Here is a 19,357-nt window from a genome sequence, read left to right on the forward strand (position 1 = left end):
GTCGCCCTGTAGGCATGCGGTGCCCGGGCGAAGTACACTGTGGCATCCGCTCCAATCGGTCGTAAGAATGTCCTTGCCCAACCACGTCCCCGTCAACCTGCTGGGTTACAGCCGCGATCAGCTCTCGGAGCTGTTCGGGGAATGGGGGGAGCCGAGCTTTCGCGCCACCCAGGTCGCGAAGTGGATGCATCAGCACGGGGTCACGGACTTCGACGCAATGACCAACGTCTCGCGCAAGCTGCGCGAGCGACTGGCGCGTGAGGCGGAGATTCGGCCGCCCGAGGTCGCGCTGGAAAAGACCTCCGACGACGGCACCGTCAAATGGGTGCTGCGTCTCCCCGATGGCAACGCCATCGAGACCGTCTACATCCCCGACAGCGGTCGCGGCACGCTGTGCGTGTCCTCTCAGGTGGGCTGTGCCCTCGACTGCACCTTCTGCTCCACCGCGCAGCAGGGGTTCAACCGCAATCTGACCAGCGCCGAGATCATCGGTCAGGTGTGGCTGGCCATGCAGCGCCTCCCGGCGCCCGAAGGGCGTCCGCGCGCCGTGACCAACGTGGTCATGATGGGCATGGGCGAACCGCTGGCCAATTTCGATGCGGTGGTCCCGGCGTTGCAGCTGATGACCGACGACAATGCCTATGGCCTCAGCCGCCGGCGGGTGACGGTGTCCACCTCGGGCCTGGTGCCGGCGCTGGACCGCCTGGCCGGGCACACCGATGTCGCCCTGGCTCTGAGCCTGCATGCCCCCAATGACGAGCTGCGGGACCGGCTGGTGCCGATCAACCGGAAATACCCGATTGCCCCGCTGATCGACGCCTGCCGACGGTATGTGGAAGCAACGGGGTCGCACAGCGGGGTTACCGTGGAATACGTGCTGCTGGCCGGGGTCAATGACCGGCCGGAGCATGCGCGCGAGCTCGCGGCGCTGCTGCGCGAGCTGCCGTGCAAGCTCAATCTTATCCCGTTCAATCCGTTCCCGGGCGCGCCGTTCGACCGGCCCTCCGAGGCGGACATCGAACGTTTTGAACGTCTGCTGCAGAAGGCCGGCTATGTGACCACCGTGCGGCGCACGCGCGGCGATGACATCGACGCCGCCTGCGGTCAGCTCGTCGGTCAGGTGGAGGACCGTACCAATCGCGGGATGCGGATGATCCGTCTGCATGCGGAGATCCCGGGAACCGAACGGAGGGCATCGTGATGATGCGCGGTGGCTGGCAGGGGAAGGCGGCCGCAATGCTGGTTGTGGTGGCATTGCTGCAGGGTTGTGCCGGGATGGACCGGCAAACGGGTCGCGATGGCGAAGAAGCGGCGGATATCAATGCGGAGCTCGGCATCGGCTACCTGCGTGAAGGCGAAATGGAACAGGCCGAACGCAGCCTGAAGCGGGCGCTGGAGTTCGACCATCGGCATCCGATGGCCAATCTGGGGATGGCGACGGTGTATGAACGCCGGGGGGCGGTCGACGAGGCGGTCGAGCACTACGAGGTGGCGCTGGCGCAGGACCCGGACGATCCCCACATCCAGGTGAGCACCGGCGCAATGCTCTGCCGCCAGGGCGAGTTCGAGCGGGCCCAGGAGCTGTTCGACAAGGCGATCAACAACGTGGATTACGACCGGCGCGATGTTGCGCTCCTGAATTCGGGGTCCTGTTACGCCGATGCGGGTGAATACGAGCGTGCCGAGCAGCGCCTTCGGGATGCACTGGAACGCAGCCCGGAGAATCCGCGCGCGCTCCTCGAGCTGGCGTCGGTCAGTTATCAGGCGGGCCAGCCGATGCAGACGCGCGCCTTCCTGCAGCGGCTGAGCGGTCGCGGCATCGAGAACGCCGAGACGCTGCTGCTTTGCTATCAGTCGGAGACGGCGCTGGGACGCGATCGCAACGCGAGCGCCTGTGCCGACCGCCTGCGCGAGGATTACCCCGACAGTGACGAAGCCCAACGGCTGCGGCGCCTGGAGCGTGACGGTGGCTGATCGTCGCGACCGGGATCCGGAGCTTGGCCGGGTGGAGGACGTGGATGATACGGCCTCCGGCCGGCCTGCGCTGGGTGGAAAGCCGGGCGCAGGCGCCGGCGAGGAACCGCCGCTGACGGCGGGTCTTTCAACGCGTGATCAGCCGGAGGGTGTTTCGGACGGCGTCGGCGTGAGCGTTGACGACATGGACGACATGGACGACGCTGACGCGCAGCCCGGTCGCGGCCTGCGCGTGGCTCGCGAGGGCGCCGGCCTGGAAATCGCCGAGCTTTCGCGCCGCACCCACCTGGGGCGCGCGCTGCTGGAAGACCTCGAGGCCAATCGCTTCGAACACATCACCCCGGCGTACGTGCGCGGGTATCTTCGGTCCTGCGCCCGGGAACTCGGGGTCGATGCCGAGCCCTGGGTGCAGGCCTACGATCGTCGGGCACCGGCCGAGCCGGCTCCGCGACCCGTCGCCACGCGCAAACATCGGGCTAACCGGCGCCGCGCGGTGTGGCCGTACTGGGTGGGTGCACTGCTGGTTGTTGTGCTGCTGGCCGTCGCCACGGTTTTCTGGGCGGAAGACGTCTCCCTGGATGCGCTGCCGGAGTTCGGTACGGGCGATGGCCTGCCGACTCTGGAAACGGAGACCACACCGGACGAGCCGGCAGGGCAAGAGCCCGCTGAAGATCGGCCACAAGATGAGCCCGGGGCCGCCACCGAGGGCGACACTGTCCCCGACACGGAAACAGGGACCGTTGAGGCCGAAACGCCGGCCATCGGTCCGCCAGAACCCCTGGCCCGGCCGGAACGTGATCCGGCTGCGGAGGAAGGTTCGGAGGAGACCGCGGCAGACACGGGCATGGATACCGTGCCCGAGGATGCGGGGATCGACGAATCGGTCGCGCCGGCCCCGGTGGACGAGGCCGGTGCGGCCGGCGAGGAAACCGAAGTCGTCGAAGCCCCCGAGGAAATCACCGAGGGAACGACCGGGGAGGCCGAATCGGCGCCGTCCGCTCACGGGCGGGCCGAACTGATCCTCGAGATCCGCGAGACCTCCTGGGTGGAGATCCGTGACGCGGACGGGGCGGTGGTCCTGACCGGCGTGCTCTCGCCGGGCACGCGCGAGGAACTGCAGCTGGAACTCCCCGGACGTGCGGTTCTGGGCAATGCCGCCGGCGTCGAGCTCACGCTGAACGGCGAGCCGGTGGCGTTTGACGAGCATGTCCGTGACGACCGTACGGCCCGCTTCGATCTGGAAGAATAATCAGGCGCGCATCATCCGGCGCGCCCCAACCCGATACCAATCCGATTACACCCGATGAAAGCCATCCGATCCATTCGCGGGATGCACGACATCCTGCCCGACAGCGTTCACCTGTGGCAGCACCTCGAGGACCAGTTGCGCGACCTGCTGACGCGCTACGGTTACCGCGAGATCCGCATGCCGCTGGTGGAGGCCACGGAGCTGTTCGCGCGATCCATCGGCGATGTCACCGACATCGTGGAAAAGGAGATGTACACCTTCGAGGACCGCAACGGTGACAGCCTGAGCCTGCGCCCGGAGGCCACGGCGAGTTGCGTGCGCGCCGGTATCCAGCACGGGCTGCTGCACAATCAGGTTCAGCGGCTGTGGTACATGGGTCCGATGTTCCGCCACGAGCGTCCGCAGAAAGGGCGTTATCGCCAGTTCCATCAGGTCGGAGTCGAGGTGTTCGGACTGCCGGGGCCGGACATCGATGCCGAGGTCCTGGCGATGACCGCGCGTCTGTGGCGCATGCTCGGTCTGAGCAACGTGCGCCTCGAGCTCAACACGCTGGGAACCCCGGAATGCCGCGCGCAGTATCGGGAGCACCTCATCGCGCACTTCGAGGCCCATCGCGAGCAGCTGGACGAAGAGGCCCGCAACCGGTTGTACGACAATCCCATGCGTATCCTCGACAGCAAGGATCCGGGGACCCGCGAGGTGGTGGCCACGGCCCCGTCGCTGATGGACCATCTGGACGCGGAATCGCGGGCGCATTTCGATGCGCTCTGCGGTCACCTGGATGCGCTGGGCATCGCGTGGGAGCACAACCCGCGTCTTGTGCGCGGGCTGGACTACTACACCCATACGGTGTTCGAGTGGATCACCGACGAGCTGGGGGCGCAGGGTACGGTGTGCGCCGGTGGCCGTTACGATGGCCTGGTGGAGCAGCTGGGTGGCCGCGGGACGCCGGCAATCGGCATGGCCATGGGGCTGGAACGCCTGGTGGCCCTGCTGGAGGCCCGCGAAGACGCGCCGGCGGCGGGGGTGCCGGACGCCTATCTGGTGGTGCCGGATACGGAACAGACGGGCGAGGCGCTGCGCCTGGCCGAGGAACTTCGCGAGGCGCGTCCCGATCTGCAACTGGTACAGCACTGCGGCGGTGGCAGCATGAAATCGCAGATGAAACGCGCGGACCGGCTGGGCGCGCGCGTGGCGCTGGTACTGGGGCCCGACGAGGCCGCGGCGGGTACCGTGACCGTCAAGCCGCTGCGCGGCGAGGGCGGCGAACAGCAGACCGTGGCGCGTGCCGAGCTGTCCGCGCATATGGACACCGCCCTGCAATCCTGAAGGAATACCTGACATGAGTTATCTCACCGACGAAGAAAAGGCGGAACGGATCAAGCAGTGGTGGTCCGACAACGGCATGGCGGTCATCGCCGGGCTGGTGCTCGGGATCGCCGGCCTGTTCGGCTACAACTGGTGGAGCGGTCAGCAGGCCGAACGTGCCGAGCAGGCATCGGAGATGTACCAGGCGCTGCAGTTCAGCATGCGCGCCGGCCAGTTCGAGCAGGCCGACGAAATGGCTCGGCAACTGATCGAACATGGCGGGCGCACGCCCTATGTGGCGCTGGCCTGGGCCCATCGCGCCGAGGTCGCGCTGGCCGGTGGCGAGCAAGAGGCCGCGGTGGCCGCCCTGCGCGAGGCCGTGGACGCCGCCCCGGATGACGGCCATCGTGCGCTGTTCCGTCTGCGGCTGGTGCGTCAGCTCATCCGGACCGAGGCCCTGGACGAAGCCGCATCGGTCCTCGCGACCGTCGAGCACGATGCATTCCGCGGCCTGCGGCTGGAACTCGACGGGGATCTGGCCCGCGCCCGGGGTGACCATGACACCGCCCGCGAGCGCTACCGCGAGGCCCTGGACGCCGGCCACAGCCCGGAATACCTGCAACTGAAATTCGAGGATCTCTCCGCGTGAGGACGCCCGCCGACATGGATCATTTCGCGAAAATTCGCTACGCCCTGCAGTGGTTCGCGGTGGCGGGCCTGGCACTGTCACTGAGTGCCTGCGGCCTGTTTTCCCGGGATGAAAGCGAGCCCCCGGCGGAACTGACCGATTTCGAAGTGCGCGGCGAACCTTCCGAGCGCTGGTCGGCCTCGCTGGGGCGTGGCGGGGATCGCTTCCTCTGGGAGGCCTATCCGGCGATCGAGGACGACCGGGTGTTCGCGGCCGGCGCGGATGGCCGGATCGTGGCGCACGACCGGGAATCCGGGGCCCGCGCCTGGCAGACGCGACTGGACGACGTGCGCATCGCTTCGGGCGTGGGCGTCGGCGAGGGCATCGTGGTTGTGGGGACCCTGGAAGGTCTGGCGATTGCGGTGAGCGATGACGGCGAAGGCGAGCGCTGGCGGAATCAGCTCTCCAGCGAAGTCATCGGGATCTCGGAGGTCGCGTCGGGAATGGTGATCGCGCGCACCAATGACGGGCGGGTGCACGCCATGGACGCGGCAACCGGCGCGGTGCAGTGGACCGCGCTGCGGACTACGCCGGCACTGAGTCTGCGCGGGGCGCACGTGCCACAGATCGTCGGCGGGCGCGTGCTGGCCGGCTTTGATGACGGTCGGCTGATGATGCTGGGCCTCACCCGCGGCAACACCCTGTGGGAGGCGACCCTGGGCGTGCCCACCGGCCGCTCCGAGGTCGAGCGCATGGTGGACGTGGATGGCCATATCCCGGTCTACCGCGGTGCGGCGCTGGGTGTCAGCTACCAGGGGCGCATGGCCGCGGTGGATCTCAATTCCGGCGAGCTCTACTGGGACCGGGAGTTCTCGTCCTATCAGGGCGGGGATGTCTCGATCAGCCGCAACGTGATGGTGGTCAGCGACGCCGATAGCCACGTGCGCGCGGTGGATCCGCGCAACGGCGGGGATCTGTGGGAAAACGCGGGCCTGCGCCTGCGCGGGGTGACCGCGCCGGTGGTTCACGAGGGTTACGCCATCGTCGGCGATTTCGAGGGCTACCTGCACTGGCTCGACCTGGAAGACGGCGAATTCGCCGCCCGCACCCGCGTGGCGCGTGGCGCCGTGGTGGCACGGCCGGTGCTGGCGGGCGATACCCTGTACGTGATCACCGACAACGGTCGGTTGACCGCGATCGACGCGCGCATCGACGAGGACGCCTGATCCCCTCATGATCCCCGTCATCGCGCTGGTCGGCCGCCCGAATGTGGGCAAGTCGACCCTGTTCAATCAGCTCACCCGCTCGCGCGACGCGCTGGTTGCGGACATGCCCGGTCTGACCCGCGACCGCCAGTACGGTATCGGCCGGGTGGGCGAGTTTCCCTACATGGTGGTGGACACCGGCGGCCTGTCCGGCGAGGAAGAAGGGGTCGACCGGGCCATGGCCGAACAGACCCGCCGCGCGGTCGCCGAGGCCGATCACGTCCTGTTCATGGTGGATGCGCGTGACGGTCTGACACCGCAGGACGAGGCGATCGCCGAACAGCTGCGCGCCAGTGGCGCGCGCGTCCGGGTCATCGTCAACAAGACCGACGGCCTGGATCCCGACGTGGTCAGCGCGGAGTTCCACGCCCTGGCCCTGGGCGATGTCACCCCGATCGCCGCGACCCACGGTCGCGGCGTGCGCGGCCTGATGCAGGCCGTGCGGGAAGACGTGGCCCGGGATCGGGAAGCGGCGGGCGGTGAAGGCGAGGGCGCCGGCGACGGCGACGGCCTGGACGTGGACGCCCAGCAGGCCGCGCTGGACGACTGGCCGGGTATCCGTGTCGCGGTGGTGGGGCGGCCCAATGCCGGCAAGTCCACTCTGGTCAACCGGATCCTCGGCGACGAACGGGTAGTCGCCACCGAGGTGGCGGGTACCACCCGCGACAGCATCTTCGTGCCGTTCACGCGCGAGGATCAGGACTATACCCTGATCGACACCGCGGGGGTGCGGCGCCGTGCCCGGGTCCACGAGACCGTCGAGAAGTTCAGCGTGGTCAAGACCCTGCAGGCGATCGAGGCCGCGCACGTGGTCATTATGGTGATCGACGCGCGTGCCGGTCTTTCGGATCAGGACGCCCACCTGCTGGGGCTGGTGATCGATGCCGGCCGTGCGCTGGTGGTGGCCGTGAACAAGTGGGACGGCATGGACCCGGATGATCGCGAGTGGGTCCGGTCCGAGATGCAGCGCCGCCTCGGTTTCGTCGATTACGCGCGGATGCGCCTGATCTCGGCCCTGCACGGCACCAACGTCGGGCACCTGCTGGACGACGTGCGCGAGGCCCACGCCAGTGCGTTCGTGGACATCTCCACCCCGGAGCTGACCCGGTTGCTGGAGGCCGCGGTAGCCGAGCATGCGCCACCGCTGGTCAGCGGGCGGCGGATCAAGCTGCGCTATGCGCACCAGGGCGGGCAGAACCCGCCGGTGATCGTGGTCCACGGCAATCAGACCCACCGTCTGCCCGGGGCCTACAAGCGCTATCTGGAGAACTTCTTCCGCCGTCAGCTGAAGCTGGTGGGGACGCCCCTGCGGCTGGAGTTCCGTTCCGGGAAGAACCCCTACGCCGGCCGGCGCAACAAGCTCACGCCGCGCCAGCAGCAAAAACGCAAAAGGTTGATGCGTCATGTCCGCAAGCGCTGAGCCCGCCCTGTCGGATTTTGCGCAGGTGGTCGAGCCGTTCCGCGTGATGGACATCCTCGACCGCGCCCAGGCGGCCGAGCGCGCCGGCCGCGACATCATCCATCTGGAGGTCGGCGAGCCGGATTTCGTGACCCCGCGTGGCGTGGTGTCCGCCGGCGAGATCGCCCTGGCCGCCGGGGAAACCCGCTACACGCCGGCGCACGGGCGCGAAAAACTGCGCCGGGCGATCGCGCAGGACTACCGCAACCGCCACGCGGCCGAAGTGGACCCGGAACGGGTCGTGGTCACGTCCGGGGCCTCGGCGGCCATCCTGCTGGCGCTGGCGGCCGGCGTGAATCCCGGGGAGGGGGTTCTGCTGCCGGACCCGGGCTACGCCTGCAACCGGCAGTTCGTCGCGGCCCGGGGTGCGCGGCCCCGGCCCCTGGTGGTGTCGGCCGAGGACGCCTGGCAGCCGACCGCCGACGCGGTGGCCGCGGCCTGGAGCGACACGACCCGCGCGGTGCTGCTGGCGTCGCCGGCCAACCCCACCGGCACCTGCCTGTCGCGCGAGACCCTCGCGGAGATCGTGGCGGTGGTGGAGGCCCGCGGCGGGCTGGTGATCATGGACGAGATCTACGGCCAGCTGGTGTTCGGCGAGCCCGAGCGCAGTGCCGCGGCGCTGCACCCGAACGTGGTGGTGATCAACAGCTTCTCCAAGTATTTCGCCATGACCGGCTGGCGTCTGGGCTGGATGGTGGTGCCGCCCTCGTGGGTCGATCCGGTCCGCCGCCTGGCGCAGAACCTGTTCGTGGCGCCCTCCAGCGTGGCCCAGGCGGCGGCGATGTTCGCCTTCGAACCGGACACCGAAGCGGAACTGCAGCAGCGGGTGCGCGAGCTCGAAAGCCGCCGCGACTTCCTGCTGCAGGCCCTGCCGGAACTCGGCCTGGAGGTGCGCGCACGTCCCGAAGGGGCGTTCTACATCTATGCCGACTGCAGTGCCCATGGCGCGGATTCCGAGGCCCTGTGCGCCCGCATCCTCGACGAGGCGGGCGTCGCGCTGACGCCGGGGACCGATTTCAGTCCTTCGGATGGCGCGCGCCATCTGCGCATTGCCTATACCCAGAGCGAGGCCCGGCTGCGCGAGGCGGTGGAGCGCCTGCGCGGCGTGCTGACCTGACCCGGGCGTAGAGCCGGGCCCGTCTCCGGGTCAGGCCGGAGCCGGTTCCTGCAGCGCCGCGAGCGCGGTGCCCCGCGCCAGACGGGCAGTACCGACCGCGGCCTCGTCGTCCGCTGCTATGCTTACCTCGACCCCGAGGATGCGCGCCCGGATCCGGCTCCAGGCGGGGCTGCGCGCGCCACCGCCGAGGGTCACCACGCGCTGCAGCGCGGGCGCGCCCAGTTCCCGCAGCCGTGCATAGCCGTCGCGTTCGATGCGCGCGATCCCTTCGAACAGCCCCTGCAGAAAGCGCGCATCGTTCGTCGGGCGGGGTTCCATGCGGGGCGGCAGATCCGGATCGTTGACGGGGAAGCGTTCGCCGGGGCCGGGCAGCGGGAGATAGTCCAGCCCGCTGTCGCGTTCCGGATCCAGGGCCGCACCCAGCCGCTCCAGGTCTGCATTGTTGAAGAACTGCTGCAGCACGGCCCCGCCGCTGTGCGATGCGCCGCCGGCCAGCCAGCGATCCCCCAGACGGTGGCTGTACACCCCCAGTTGCGGCGCGAACAGCGGCCGCGGAGAGAGCTGCTTGAGCGCCAGCGTCGAGCCCAGGCTGGTGACGCCGGTGGCGGTATCCGCGACCCCGGCGGCGAGGAAACCGGCGATCGAGTCGGTGGTGCCCGCGACCACCCTTGAGGCCGGATTCAGGCCGAGGTTCGCGGCCAGGTCCGGGTCCACCGGGCCCAGCGGGGTGCCCGCCGGCACCACCTCGGGCAACAGGCCGGCATGGGTGCCGAGCTCGCGGAGCAGCCATTCCGGCCAGCGGCGCCGGACCACGTCGTAGCCCAGCTTGAGGGCATTGTTCTCGTCCATGCGGTCGTAGCGCCCGCGCAGGCGGCCGGCCAGCCAGTCGGCCGGGTGCAGTACGCGGCGCACGCCGTCGAGCCCGTGTTCCCCGCGCAGCCACAGGAGCTTGGCGGCGGAACTGGAGGCCGAGTGGACCGCGGCCTCGGGCGGGGCCAGGCGCGCCAGGCGGGGCACTGCCGAGGCCGCCCGGCGGTCGTCGTACATCAGCGCCGGGTGGAGCGGGTGGCCCTGTTCGTCGGTACAGAGCAGGGTGCCCGAGGTGCCGTCCACGGCGATGGCGGCGGGTTCACCCTCCAGGCCGTCGGTCAGCTCTGCCAGGACCTCCTGCAGCGCATCCCACCAGTGCTCCGGCTCCTGTTCGTGCAGTGGCCCGTCATGCCGGATACCGGCGGGTTCCAGCGCGCGGCTGGCGGTGGCCCGGCGCCCTCCGTCGGGGTCCAGCAGCACGCCGCGCACCCCCGAGGTGCCGACGTCCAGTCCGATGGCCCGGGGCGGGTGCACGGCGGCGTCAGTATTCGGTGCCCTGCGGGCTGCGCGTCGGCGGCGGCAGGGTCACGCTCTCCGGCGGGGTCCAGCCCTCCTGACGGTGTTCCGCGACCACCGTGGTGTAGATCCCGCCGCGCACGTAGAAATTTGCGGTCAGGCGCATGAACCGCGGATCGGTCGCGGCCACCAGGTCGTTGAGGATCTGGTTGGTCACGGCCTCGTGGAACGCCCCTTCGTTGCGGAACGACCACATGTAGTTCTTCAGCGATTTCAGTTCCACGCAGCGCTGGTCCGCCACGTACTGCAGATGCAGCTCGGCGAAGTCCGGCTGCCCCGTCGCCGGGCACAGGCAGGTGAACTCCGGGATCCGGATGTAGATCGCGAAGTTGTTGTCCGGGGAGGGGTTGTCGAAGGTGTCCAGGGTCTTGCTCGGCTGGCTGGGCATGAATGCGTTCTCGTGTTTCGGCTGTTTTTGCGTGCGCGGTTGGAGAAGCGGGTCGCGCGCGAGTTCCCGTCGGGGTCACGTTCGACCTGTAAGCGTGTACCATTCTACGCCCGTACACCCCAGGCTGCGGAACACCCAGGATACCGACGTGCGCCTTGCCCGAATCAAGCTGGCCGGCTTCAAGTCCTTCGTGGACCCCACCACCCTGGTGCTGCCCGGCAACCGGGTAGGCGTGGTGGGGCCCAACGGCTGCGGCAAGTCGAACACCATCGACGCCGTGCGCTGGGTGATGGGCGAATCCTCGGCCAAGCATCTGCGCGGGGATTCCGGCGAGGACGTGATCTTCAACGGATCCTCCAGCCGCAAGCCCGTGGGGCAGGCCAGCATCGAACTGGTGTTCGACAACTCCGAAGGGCGACTGGGCGGCGAATACAGCGCCTACACCGAGATCGCGGTCAAGCGCGCGCTCACCCGCGACGGGCAGTCGAAGTACTACCTGAACGGCCATCGCGCGCGCAAGCGCGACATCGTGGATCTGTTCCTGGGCACCGGCCTGGGGCCGCGCAGCTACGCCATCATCGAGCAGGGCATGATCGCGCGGCTGATCGAGGCGCGTCCGGAGGACCTGCGCACCTATCTGGAAGAGGCGGCCGGAATCTCCAAATACAAGGAACGCCGGCGCGAGACCGAGAACCGCGTACGCCACACGCGCGAAAACCTGGAGCGCCTGGACGACCTGCGCGAGGAGGTGGGCAAGCAGGCGGAGCGGCTGAACCGACAGGCGGCGACCGCGGAGCGCTACCAGCAGCTGGCCGCGGATCGCCGGCGCAAGCGGGCCGAGGCGATCCTGCTGCGGCTGCAGGCGGAAGAGGCCGCGCTGGAAAGCCGCCGCGCCGAGCTGTCCGCCGCCGAGACCGAACTCGCCCGGCTGCAGGCCGAGGCGCAGAATGCGCGCACCCGCTCCGAGACCCTGCGTCAGCAGCGCGTGGAGCGCGAGGCGGCAGTGTCCGAGGCACAGAGCGCGTACTACGATCGCGCCGCCGAGGTCTCGCGCCTGGAGCAGTCGATTCGCCATGCCGAGGCCGAACTGGAGCGCGAGACGCGCGAACTGGAGGACCTGGACACGCGCATCCGCACGGCGGGCGAGCAGCAGGATGCGGTGGCCGGGCGCATCCGCGAGGCGGAGCGCGAATGCGAGCGCCTGCGCGAAGCGCTGGAGAATGCGGAACGCGAACAGCAGCGCCTGGAGGCCGCCGCCGAGGAGGCCGAACAGGCGGACCAGGCGGCGCGCGAGGCCCAGCAGGAATGGGAGCGCAATCTGGCCGAACCGCGTCAGGCCGCGCAGGTGGCCCGTTCGCGCATGGACAGCGCCGAACAGACCCGCCAGCGCCTCGCGCGCCGGCGCGAGAAGCTGGAGTCCGAAAAGGCCGCACTGCCGCAGACCCATCCGGGCGAGGAGGCCGAGCGCGTGGAGGGCGAGCTCGCCGGGCTGCGTGAGGCCCTGGAGGCGGAGCAGGCGCGCAGTGCCGAGGCGCGCGCCGAGCTGGAACGTCTGGAGGCGGAGCAGGCGGAGGAACAGGAACAGGCCCATGCCGTGGAGCGCGAGCACCGCGAGGTGGCCGGGCGCCTGGCCGGGCTGGAATCCTTCGGTGGCGAGGCCGATCCCGAGGCGACTCGCAAGCGGCGCGAGGAATGGGCCCGGCGCCACGGTATCGACGCCGGCCGCCCGCTGGTCCAGGCGCTGGAGGTCGAGGACGGCTGGGATACCGCGGTGGAGGCGGTGCTGGGGAGCTGGCTGGAAGCCGAGGTGCCCGAAGGTGCCGGCGATCCCCTGGGGCTGGAGGCCGCGGCCCTGGCCGATCTGCCCGAGGCGCCGCTGCGCCGCCTGGATGGCACGGCGTCCGCCGAGCCGGTACCCGACGACAGCCTGGCCGCGCGGGTGCGCGGTCCGGCAGCCGTGCGGCGCTGGCTGGCCGGCATCTACTGCGCCGCCGATGCGCAGGCGGCGCGCGAGCGGGCCCGGGACTGTGGCCCGGGCGAGAGCGTGATCACCCCCGGCGGGACCTGGCTGGGCCCGGGCTGGCTGGCCCATGGCACGCTGGAAGCCGAAGTCAGCGGGGCGGTCGCGCGGGTGCGTCTGGCACGCGAGCTGGAGCAGCAGCGCGATGCCCTGCAGGAGCGCGGCCGGGCGCTGGAGGCTTCACTGGCGGGGCGCAGGGAGCGCATCGGCGAGGCGCGCGAGGCCCGCGACGCGGTGGACGCGCGGATCGCGGAACAGCGCAAGCAGGTGCAGGAGGGCGAGAACCGCGTGCAGCGGCTGCACGATCAGGCGCGCCAACTGGAACAGCAGCAGGCGCGCATCGACCGCGAGCTGGAAGAAGTTGCCGAGGAGGACGAACGCGTACGTACCCAGTTCGACGAGGCCGAGGCCGAACGCAATCGGGCACTCGAGCGTCTGGAGGGTCTGGAGGCCGATCGCGAAGCCGTGGAGGCCCGGGTGGCCGCGACCCGCGAGGCCCGTCAGCAGGCACGCGAGCAGGCCCGTTCGGCACGCGATGCCGCGGGCAAGGCACGCCTGGCCGAGCAGGAGGCGCGCCATCGGCTGGAGCGCGAACAGAGCGAGCGGGAACGCCTGGAACGCCAGCTGAGCGAGGATCGCGAGCGTCAGGGACGCCTGCGCGAGGGTCTGGAGGGCCGGCGTGCCCCGCTGGAACAGTGGAAGAAGGACCTGCAGGCGGCGGCCGAGGCGCGTCAGGCCGCCGAGAGCGCGCTGACCGCCGCGCGCGGCCAGCTGGACGAGTGCGATCATGCCCTGCGCGAGGTGGCCGGCGAGCTGACGGAACTGGAACAGCGGGTGGAGCAGCAGCGTTCCACCTGCGAGGAATACCGACTGGACCAGCGTTCACGGGCCACGCAGCTGGAACAGCTGCGCGAACAGCTGCAGGAATCCGGATTCGACGCGCGCGAGATGGCGGCCGAGTTGCCGGAAGACGCCGGCGTGGAGGCCTGGGACCGGGCGATCGCCGAGCTGGACCGGGCGATCGAGAAGCTCGGGCCGATCAATCTGGCGGCGATCGACGAGGCCCGCGAGCTGGAAGAACGCCAGCGCTATCTGGAGGAACAGCACGCCGATCTGATCGAGGCGCTGGAGACACTGGAGGCGGCGATGCAGCGCATCGACCGCGAGACCCGCACGCTGTTCCGCGAGACCTTCGACAAGGTCAACGCCGGGCTGGGGGAGAAGTTCCAGCGCCTGTTCGGCGGCGGCGAGGCGCGCCTGGAGATGACCGGCGACGACCTGCTGGATACCGGCGTGGCGATCATGGCGCGTCCGCCGGGCAAGCGCCTGTCCACCATCCATCTGATGTCCGGGGGTGAGAAGGCGCTCACGGCTTCGGCCCTGGTATTCGCCATCTTCGAGCTGAATCCGGCACCCTTCTGCATGCTGGACGAGGTGGATGCGCCGCTGGACGAGGCCAACGTGGGGCGTTTCGGCGAGCTCCTGCGGGAGATGTCGGAGCGGATCCAGTTCATCTTTATCACCCACAACAAGTCGACCATGTCCATGGCGGAACAGCTGATCGGCGTTACCATGCACGAACCGGGCGTGTCGCGTCTGGTCAGTGTGGACGTCGACGAGGCCGTGGAAATGGCCGGGGCCTGACGGCGCCGGCGCGCAACGAGCGAGGAATTTTCGTGGACTGGATGCGGTTGAGTCTGCTGCTGCTGGGAATCGTCCTGATCGCGGGGATCTGGATCACGCACCGCATGCGCACGCGTGCGCGCGAGCGTGACGAGGCCGATGACGCCGGCGACTGGGCCGATGATGCGGTGCATATCCGTGCCGGCGCGCCCGATCCGCTGGACGAGGGCCCCCGGGTGACCGGCGGACGGCGCGAGCCGCATCTCGGCGTGACCTCACCGGGCCCGGATGCGGAGCCCGATCCGGATGATCCGTTCGAGGCCGCGCCGCGCGGCTCGGCCTCCGCGCAGGAACCCGTCAACGACATCTACGGCGTGCTGGAGGACGAAGAGCCCGGCGCCGGAGCCGGGGCCGGGGCCGGGGCCGCCGACCATGGTGCGTCCGGCCCGCGCGGGTTCGAGACCGACTACGGCGGCGACCTGCGGGCGGCGCCCGAACCCGAGCCCCAACCCGAGTCCGGGCGCCGTGCGGCTCCGGGTCGCCAGCGTCGCCGGAGCGCGAAGCCGTCGCCCGGGGAACGCCTGATTGCCGTCGGTCGCCAGGGCCTGGACGCCGTGCGCGCACGCATGCCGGGACCCGGACGCAAGTCGCGTGGCCCGGTGGGCGAACGCCTGGACCCGGACCACGAGGTGGATCCGGATCTGATCGAGGAGCCGGACCGGCCGGATCCGGAATCGCTGGGCGAATATGTGTCGGATCCGTGGAAGGCGGGCGAGAACCCGCGCGCCGCGTCGGCGTCGCTGCAGGAGAAGATTCTCCTGCTGCACGTGGTCGCGCCCCGGAACAAGCCGTTCACCGGCGTGGCGCTGGGCGCCGCGCTGGAGCGCGCGGGCCTCAAGCCCGGGGCGATGGACATCTACCACTACCATGAACCCGAGAGCGACAAACGACAGCCGCTGTTCTCGGTGGCCAACATGGTGGCGCCCGGGACCCTGCGTGACGAGGACCTGGCGGACATGATGACCCCCGGCGTCACCCTGTTCACCCAGGTGCACTACAGTGCCCATCCGCAGCGTGCGTTCGAGGCACTGCTGGAGAACGCGCACGCGCTGGCACGCGACCTCGGGGGCACCATCCTGGACGCGCAGCAGTCGACGGCGACGAACCAGACCCTGGCGCACATGCGCGAGGATCTGAACCAGTGGCTGCTGCGCAACCGGCCCGACATCCTCCGGCGCGGGAGGACGCAATGAGCGCCGACCGCGAGCGCCTGGAGGCGCTGCGCCGACAGATCGAACACCACAACCGGCGCTACTACGTCCACGACGACCCCGAGATCTCGGATACCGAATACGACGAGCTCCTGCGCGAGCTCGAGGCGCTGGAGGCCGCGCACCCCGAATGGATCACCCCGGACTCGCCGACCCAGCGCGTGGGCGCGCAGCCGGCCGAGGGCTTCGCGACGGTGCGCCACCGCCTGCCGATGCTGTCGCTGGCCAACGGTTTCGAGGCGGACGAGATCCACGACTTCGACCGGCGGGTACGCGAGCGCCTGGCGCGCGACACCGGTGATCCGGCACGTGCCGAACGGGCCGTCACCTACATGGCCGAGCCCAAGCTGGACGGGCTGGCGATCTCGCTGCTGTTCGAGGACGGGGTACTGGTGCGCGCCGCCACCCGCGGCGACGGCGAAACCGGCGAGGACGTGACCGCCAACATGCGCACCGTGCGCCCGGTGCCGCTGCGCCTGGATCCGGCCGGGGTGCAGGGCGTGGGAGGCACGATCCCGGCCGTGCTGGAGGTGCGCGGCGAGGTGTTCATGCGCCGGGCCGATTTCCTGCGCCTCAACGAAGGCCTGGAGGCCGAGGGGCAGCGCGGTTTCATGAACCCGCGCAACGCCGCCGCCGGCAGCCTGCGCCAGCTGGACCCGAAGGTGACGGCCCGGCGGCCGCTGAGTTTCTTTGCCTATTCCGTGGGGCATGTCGAGGGCGGGGCGCTGCCGGGGCGGCAGTCGGCGGTGCTGGACGCCCTGCGCGATCTCGGCCTGCCGGTGTGTCCGGAGCGCCGTGTGGTGACCGGGGTGGCGGGCTGCCTGGGCTACTACGAGGAGCTGGCCGCGCGGCGGCGCGATCTGGATTACGAGATCGACGGCATCGTGTACAAGGTGGACGATCTGGCCGACCAGCAGGTGCTGGGGTTCGTGTCGCGGGCCCCGCGCTGGGCGATCGCGCACAAGTTTCCGGCCGAGGAACGCACCACCACTTTGCGCGACGTCGAGTTCAACGTCGGGCGCACGGGCGCCCTGACCCCGGTGGCGAGGCTGGAGCCGGTGCTGGTGGGCGGCGTGATGGTCTCCAACGCCGGGCTGCACAACATGGACGAGGTGGAGCGCAAGGATATCCGCATCGGCGACCGCGTGATCGTGCGCCGCGCCGGCGACGTGATCCCCGAGGTGGTGGGCCGCGCCGGGGGCGAGCGGCCGGCGGAGACCCGCGCGATCGAACTCCCGGCCGCCTGCCCGGAATGTGGCTCGCATGTTGAGCGGCCAGAGGGCGAGGTGGTGGCGCGCTGCACCGGCGGGCTGGTCTGCCCGGCGCAGCGGCGCGAGGCGCTCAAGCACTTCGTGTCGCGCCGCGCCATGGACATCGAGGGCTTCGGCGAGAAGCTGATCGAGCAGCTGGTCGACAGCGGCCGGGTACGCACCCCGGCGGAGTTGTTCGCGCTGGATGGGGAGACCCTGCAGCAGCTGGAACGGGTGGGGCCGAAACTGGCCGACAACCTGGTGCGCGCGCTGGAGACCGCGCGCGAGACCACACTGGCGCGCTTCATCTTCGCCCTCGGCATCCGCGAGGTCGGCGAAGTCACCGCGCAGGCCCTGGCCGCGCATTTCCGTGACCTGGATGCCCTGATGGCGGCGGATGCCGAGACCCTGCAGTCGATCCCGGACGTGGGCCCCGTGGTGGCCGAACACATCGTGCATTTCTTCGCCGAGCCGCATAACCGCGAGGTGGTCGAAGCCCTGCGTGCGGCCGGGGTGCACTGGCCGGTACCGGAGCCGGCGCCGGCCTCCCCCGGTGACGCCGTGGACGAGGCCGCGCAGGCCCCGCTGGCGGGCCGCACGTTCGTGCTCACCGGGACCCTGGAGGAGATGAGCCGCGACGAGGCGCGCGCGCATCTGGAGGCGCTGGGTGCGAAGATCACCGGCTCGGTGTCCAGGAAGACCAGCGCGGTCATCGCGGGCGCCGACCCCGGCTCCAAGGTCGCAAAGGCCGAATCGCTGGGCGTCCCGGTGCTGGGCCCGGAGGGACTGGCCCGGCTGCTGGAAGGCGAGGATCTGCTGGCCGAGCCCGAGCCCGAGCCCGAAGCCACGGAAGGAGGCAGCGCATGAGCGACGGCCTGCTGGTGACCCCGCTGCGCGACGCGGCCGCCTCGCTGGAGCGGGCGCTGGCGCAGCCGAAGGACGAGTTCATGCGCGACGCGACCATCCAGCGTTTTGAATACAGCTTTGAGCTGGCGTGGAAGCTGCTGCAGCGGCGTCTGGTCGAGGATGAGGGGCGCGAGGTGGTGATGCCGCTCAGTCGTCGGGAGCTGTTTCGTCTGGCGGCAACGCGGCGATTGATTGAGGATCCCGCGCAGTGGTTTGCCTTCCACAGGGCCCGCAACATGACCTCGCACACGTATAACGAAGCCGTCGCGGAGGAGGTGTACGAGATTGCGCGAAGCTTTCTGCCCGCCGTGCAGGCCCTGATCGAGAAGCTGGAGCAACCGGGTGGTTGACCTGACGCCCGCTCAGCGGGAGGTGGTGGAGCGTCTCGTGAGGCGGCACCTGCCCGCGGGGACGCGGGTGTGGCTGTTCGGCTCGCGCGCCACCGGGTGCAGCGCGCCCGCTTCGGATCTGGACCTGCTGGTGGATGCCGGCGAGGCCCTGGACTTCGCGATCCTCGGGGAACTGGAGGCCGACCTCGCCGAGTCGGATCTGCCGTTTCCGGTGGATGTGGTGGATGCGCACCGCATATCGGAGGCGTTCGCGGCCCGCATCCGCGCCGAATGCGTGCCGCTCCCGGAGGTCGGGGAGCTGGGCTAGCGTCCTTCGCGCGATCGCTGTTCCAGCAGGTTCTGCATCCGGGACAGGCGTTCCTGTAGCGCGCTGGTCTCCTCGTGCAGGGCCTGCAGTTCGTTGTGCAGGGCCTTGTTTTCTTCGTGCACACTCTCGTGGATGGCCTGCTTTTCGATCTCCACCGCGCGGTCGTGCATGCGCTGCATCGCGTCCACGATGATGGCGATGAACAGGTTGAGTACGGTGAACGTGGCGATCAGGATGAACGGCACGAAGAACGCCCATGCCCAGGGATGCTCCTCCATGACGGGGCGGGCCACGTCTTCCGACCAGCCCTCCAGAGTCATGACCTGGAACAGGCTGTACATGGTCGCTCCGAGACTGCCGAACATCTCGGGATGCGTTTCGCGGAACAGCCCGGTGGCGATGATCGCGAACACGTAGAAGATCAGCAGCAACAGACCGATGATGGAGATGATCCCCGGGATCGCGCGCAGCAGCGCCTCCACAATGAACCGCAGCTTGGGCACCAGCGAGACCAGGCGCAGCAGACGCAGCACGCGCAGCACCGAGAACGGGCCGGTAGCCGGGATCAGCGCGATGCCAACGACGAAGAAATCGAATACGTTCCACGGGTTGCGCCAGAAGCCCAGACGATAGACGAACATCTTGGTCAGGACCTCGACGGTGAAGATCGACAGGATGATCACGTCGGCGCTGTTGATCACGGGGCCGATCGCCTGCATCACCGCATGCGAGGTTTCCAGCCCCAGGGTCAGGGCGTTCAGCAGGATCAGTCCGATGATGAAGCGCTGGGTGTAATTGGCTTCGATCAGGGCCGTCAGGCGGCCGCGCAGGGTTCCGGTCTCGGTCATGGTGGCCT

Annotated in this window: 16 protein-coding genes; 13 read left to right on the forward strand and 3 right to left on the reverse strand. The window is 69.7% G+C overall.

Annotated features, from left to right (window positions below):
• Positions 1 to 67: 67 nt before the first annotated feature.
• Genes D577_RS0100575 through D577_RS0100610 form a run of 8 tightly spaced genes read left to right on the forward strand, consistent with a single transcriptional unit; the run spans position 68 to position 9,000 of the window.
• Complete coding sequence (locus D577_RS0100575; protein ID WP_018945662.1) at positions 68 to 1,201, forward strand: bifunctional tRNA (adenosine(37)-C2)-methyltransferase TrmG/ribosomal RNA large subunit methyltransferase RlmN; 1,134 nt, start codon at positions 68 to 70, stop codon at positions 1,199 to 1,201.
• Complete coding sequence (gene pilW, locus D577_RS0100580; protein WP_018945663.1) at positions 1,201 to 1,974, forward strand: type IV pilus biogenesis/stability protein PilW; 774 nt, start codon at positions 1,201 to 1,203, stop codon at positions 1,972 to 1,974. The genes D577_RS0100575 and pilW overlap by 1 nt, the downstream gene beginning before the upstream one ends.
• Positions 1,967 to 3,223 carry a helix-turn-helix domain-containing protein gene (locus D577_RS0100585; protein ID WP_026288823.1) on the forward strand — a complete coding sequence of 419 codons (1,257 nt, stop codon included), beginning with the start codon at positions 1,967 to 1,969 and terminating at the stop codon, positions 3,221 to 3,223. Before pilW ends, D577_RS0100585 begins: the two co-directional genes overlap by 8 nt.
• 54 nt (positions 3,224 to 3,277) lie before the next feature.
• The gene (hisS, locus tag D577_RS0100590) at positions 3,278 to 4,552 is read left to right on the forward strand and encodes a histidine--tRNA ligase (protein WP_026288824.1); all 1,275 of its coding nucleotides are present in this window, start codon (positions 3,278 to 3,280) and stop codon (positions 4,550 to 4,552) included.
• A 13-nt stretch (positions 4,553 to 4,565) separates the two neighbouring features.
• Complete coding sequence (locus tag D577_RS0100595) at positions 4,566 to 5,180, forward strand: tetratricopeptide repeat protein (RefSeq protein ID WP_018945666.1); 615 nt, start codon at positions 4,566 to 4,568, stop codon at positions 5,178 to 5,180.
• A gap of 14 nt (positions 5,181 to 5,194) precedes the next feature.
• Positions 5,195 to 6,385 (forward strand): outer membrane protein assembly factor BamB, encoded by a 1,191-nt coding sequence (gene bamB, locus D577_RS0100600; RefSeq protein ID WP_018945667.1) that lies wholly within the window; start codon positions 5,195 to 5,197, stop codon positions 6,383 to 6,385.
• Between the two features lie 7 nt (positions 6,386 to 6,392).
• On the forward strand, positions 6,393 to 7,844 hold the full coding sequence (der, locus tag D577_RS0100605; protein ID WP_018945668.1) for a ribosome biogenesis GTPase Der: 1,452 nt from the start codon (positions 6,393 to 6,395) through the stop codon (positions 7,842 to 7,844).
• On the forward strand, positions 7,828 to 9,000 hold the full coding sequence (locus tag D577_RS0100610; protein WP_018945669.1) for an aminotransferase class I/II-fold pyridoxal phosphate-dependent enzyme: 1,173 nt from the start codon (positions 7,828 to 7,830) through the stop codon (positions 8,998 to 9,000). Before der ends, D577_RS0100610 begins: the two co-directional genes overlap by 17 nt.
• Positions 9,001 to 9,030: 30 nt before the next feature.
• On the opposite strand, the gene D577_RS0100615 is transcribed toward D577_RS0100610, so the two are convergent.
• Both D577_RS0100615 and queF read right to left on the reverse strand, forming a co-directional pair.
• Entirely contained in the window at positions 9,031 to 10,344 is a 1,314-nt protein-coding gene (locus D577_RS0100615) for an FGGY-family carbohydrate kinase (protein ID WP_018945670.1), read from the reverse strand.
• Between the two features lie 7 nt (positions 10,345 to 10,351).
• Entirely contained in the window at positions 10,352 to 10,774 is a 423-nt protein-coding gene (queF, locus tag D577_RS0100620) for a preQ(1) synthase (protein WP_018870388.1), read from the reverse strand.
• A 148-nt stretch (positions 10,775 to 10,922) separates the two neighbouring features.
• Between queF and smc the strand changes: the two genes are divergently transcribed.
• Genes smc through D577_RS0100645 form a run of 5 tightly spaced genes read left to right on the forward strand, consistent with a single transcriptional unit; the run spans position 10,923 to position 18,501 of the window.
• Positions 10,923 to 14,438 carry a chromosome segregation protein SMC gene (gene smc / locus D577_RS0100625; protein ID WP_018945671.1) on the forward strand — a complete coding sequence of 1,172 codons (3,516 nt, stop codon included), beginning with the start codon at positions 10,923 to 10,925 and terminating at the stop codon, positions 14,436 to 14,438.
• A gap of 32 nt (positions 14,439 to 14,470) precedes the next feature.
• Complete coding sequence (gene zipA, locus D577_RS0100630; RefSeq protein WP_018945672.1) at positions 14,471 to 15,670, forward strand: cell division protein ZipA; 1,200 nt, start codon at positions 14,471 to 14,473, stop codon at positions 15,668 to 15,670.
• Complete coding sequence (gene ligA, locus D577_RS0100635; RefSeq protein WP_018945673.1) at positions 15,667 to 17,805, forward strand: NAD-dependent DNA ligase LigA; 2,139 nt, start codon at positions 15,667 to 15,669, stop codon at positions 17,803 to 17,805. The genes zipA and ligA overlap by 4 nt, the downstream gene beginning before the upstream one ends.
• Positions 17,802 to 18,194, forward strand: a complete 393-nt coding sequence (locus D577_RS0100640) for a nucleotidyltransferase substrate binding protein (RefSeq protein ID WP_018945674.1) — start codon at positions 17,802 to 17,804, stop codon at positions 18,192 to 18,194. Before ligA ends, D577_RS0100640 begins: the two co-directional genes overlap by 4 nt.
• Complete coding sequence (locus D577_RS0100645; protein WP_018945675.1) at positions 18,187 to 18,501, forward strand: nucleotidyltransferase family protein; 315 nt, start codon at positions 18,187 to 18,189, stop codon at positions 18,499 to 18,501. Before D577_RS0100640 ends, D577_RS0100645 begins: the two co-directional genes overlap by 8 nt.
• Here the strand turns inward: D577_RS0100645 and D577_RS0100650 are convergent.
• Entirely contained in the window at positions 18,498 to 19,349 is an 852-nt protein-coding gene (locus D577_RS0100650) for an ion transporter (RefSeq protein ID WP_018945676.1), read from the reverse strand. The two genes, D577_RS0100645 and D577_RS0100650, sit on opposite strands and share 4 nt — an antisense overlap.
• Positions 19,350 to 19,357: the final 8 nt, after the last annotated feature.

This window comes from Thioalkalivibrio sp. AKL17, from assembly GCF_000377885.1.
GTDB classification, from domain to species: Bacteria; Pseudomonadota; Gammaproteobacteria; order Ectothiorhodospirales; family Ectothiorhodospiraceae; genus Thioalkalivibrio; species Thioalkalivibrio halophilus.

What these genes read in the sequence shown, in the direction of transcription:
- D577_RS0100575 (WP_018945662.1), top strand. Translation starts at nt 68, where the DNA reads ATGTCCTTGCCCAACCACGTCCCCGTCAACCTGCTGGGTTACAGCCGC.
- hisS (WP_026288824.1), top strand. Translation starts at nt 3,278, where the DNA reads ATGAAAGCCATCCGATCCATTCGCGGGATGCACGACATCCTGCCCGAC.
- pilW (WP_018945663.1), top strand. Translation starts at nt 1,201, where the DNA reads ATGATGCGCGGTGGCTGGCAGGGGAAGGCGGCCGCAATGCTGGTTGTG.
- bamB (WP_018945667.1), top strand. Translation starts at nt 5,195, where the DNA reads ATGGATCATTTCGCGAAAATTCGCTACGCCCTGCAGTGGTTCGCGGTG.
- D577_RS0100650 (WP_018945676.1), bottom strand. Translation starts at nt 19,349, where the DNA reads ATGACCGAGACCGGAACCCTGCGCGGCCGCCTGACGGCCCTGATCGAA.
- D577_RS0100610 (WP_018945669.1), top strand. Translation starts at nt 7,828, where the DNA reads ATGTCCGCAAGCGCTGAGCCCGCCCTGTCGGATTTTGCGCAGGTGGTC.
- D577_RS0100640 (WP_018945674.1), top strand. Translation starts at nt 17,802, where the DNA reads ATGAGCGACGGCCTGCTGGTGACCCCGCTGCGCGACGCGGCCGCCTCG.
- queF (WP_018870388.1), bottom strand. Translation starts at nt 10,774, where the DNA reads ATGCCCAGCCAGCCGAGCAAGACCCTGGACACCTTCGACAACCCCTCC.
- D577_RS0100595 (WP_018945666.1), top strand. Translation starts at nt 4,566, where the DNA reads ATGAGTTATCTCACCGACGAAGAAAAGGCGGAACGGATCAAGCAGTGG.
- ligA (WP_018945673.1), top strand. Translation starts at nt 15,667, where the DNA reads ATGAGCGCCGACCGCGAGCGCCTGGAGGCGCTGCGCCGACAGATCGAA.
- der (WP_018945668.1), top strand. Translation starts at nt 6,393, where the DNA reads ATGATCCCCGTCATCGCGCTGGTCGGCCGCCCGAATGTGGGCAAGTCG.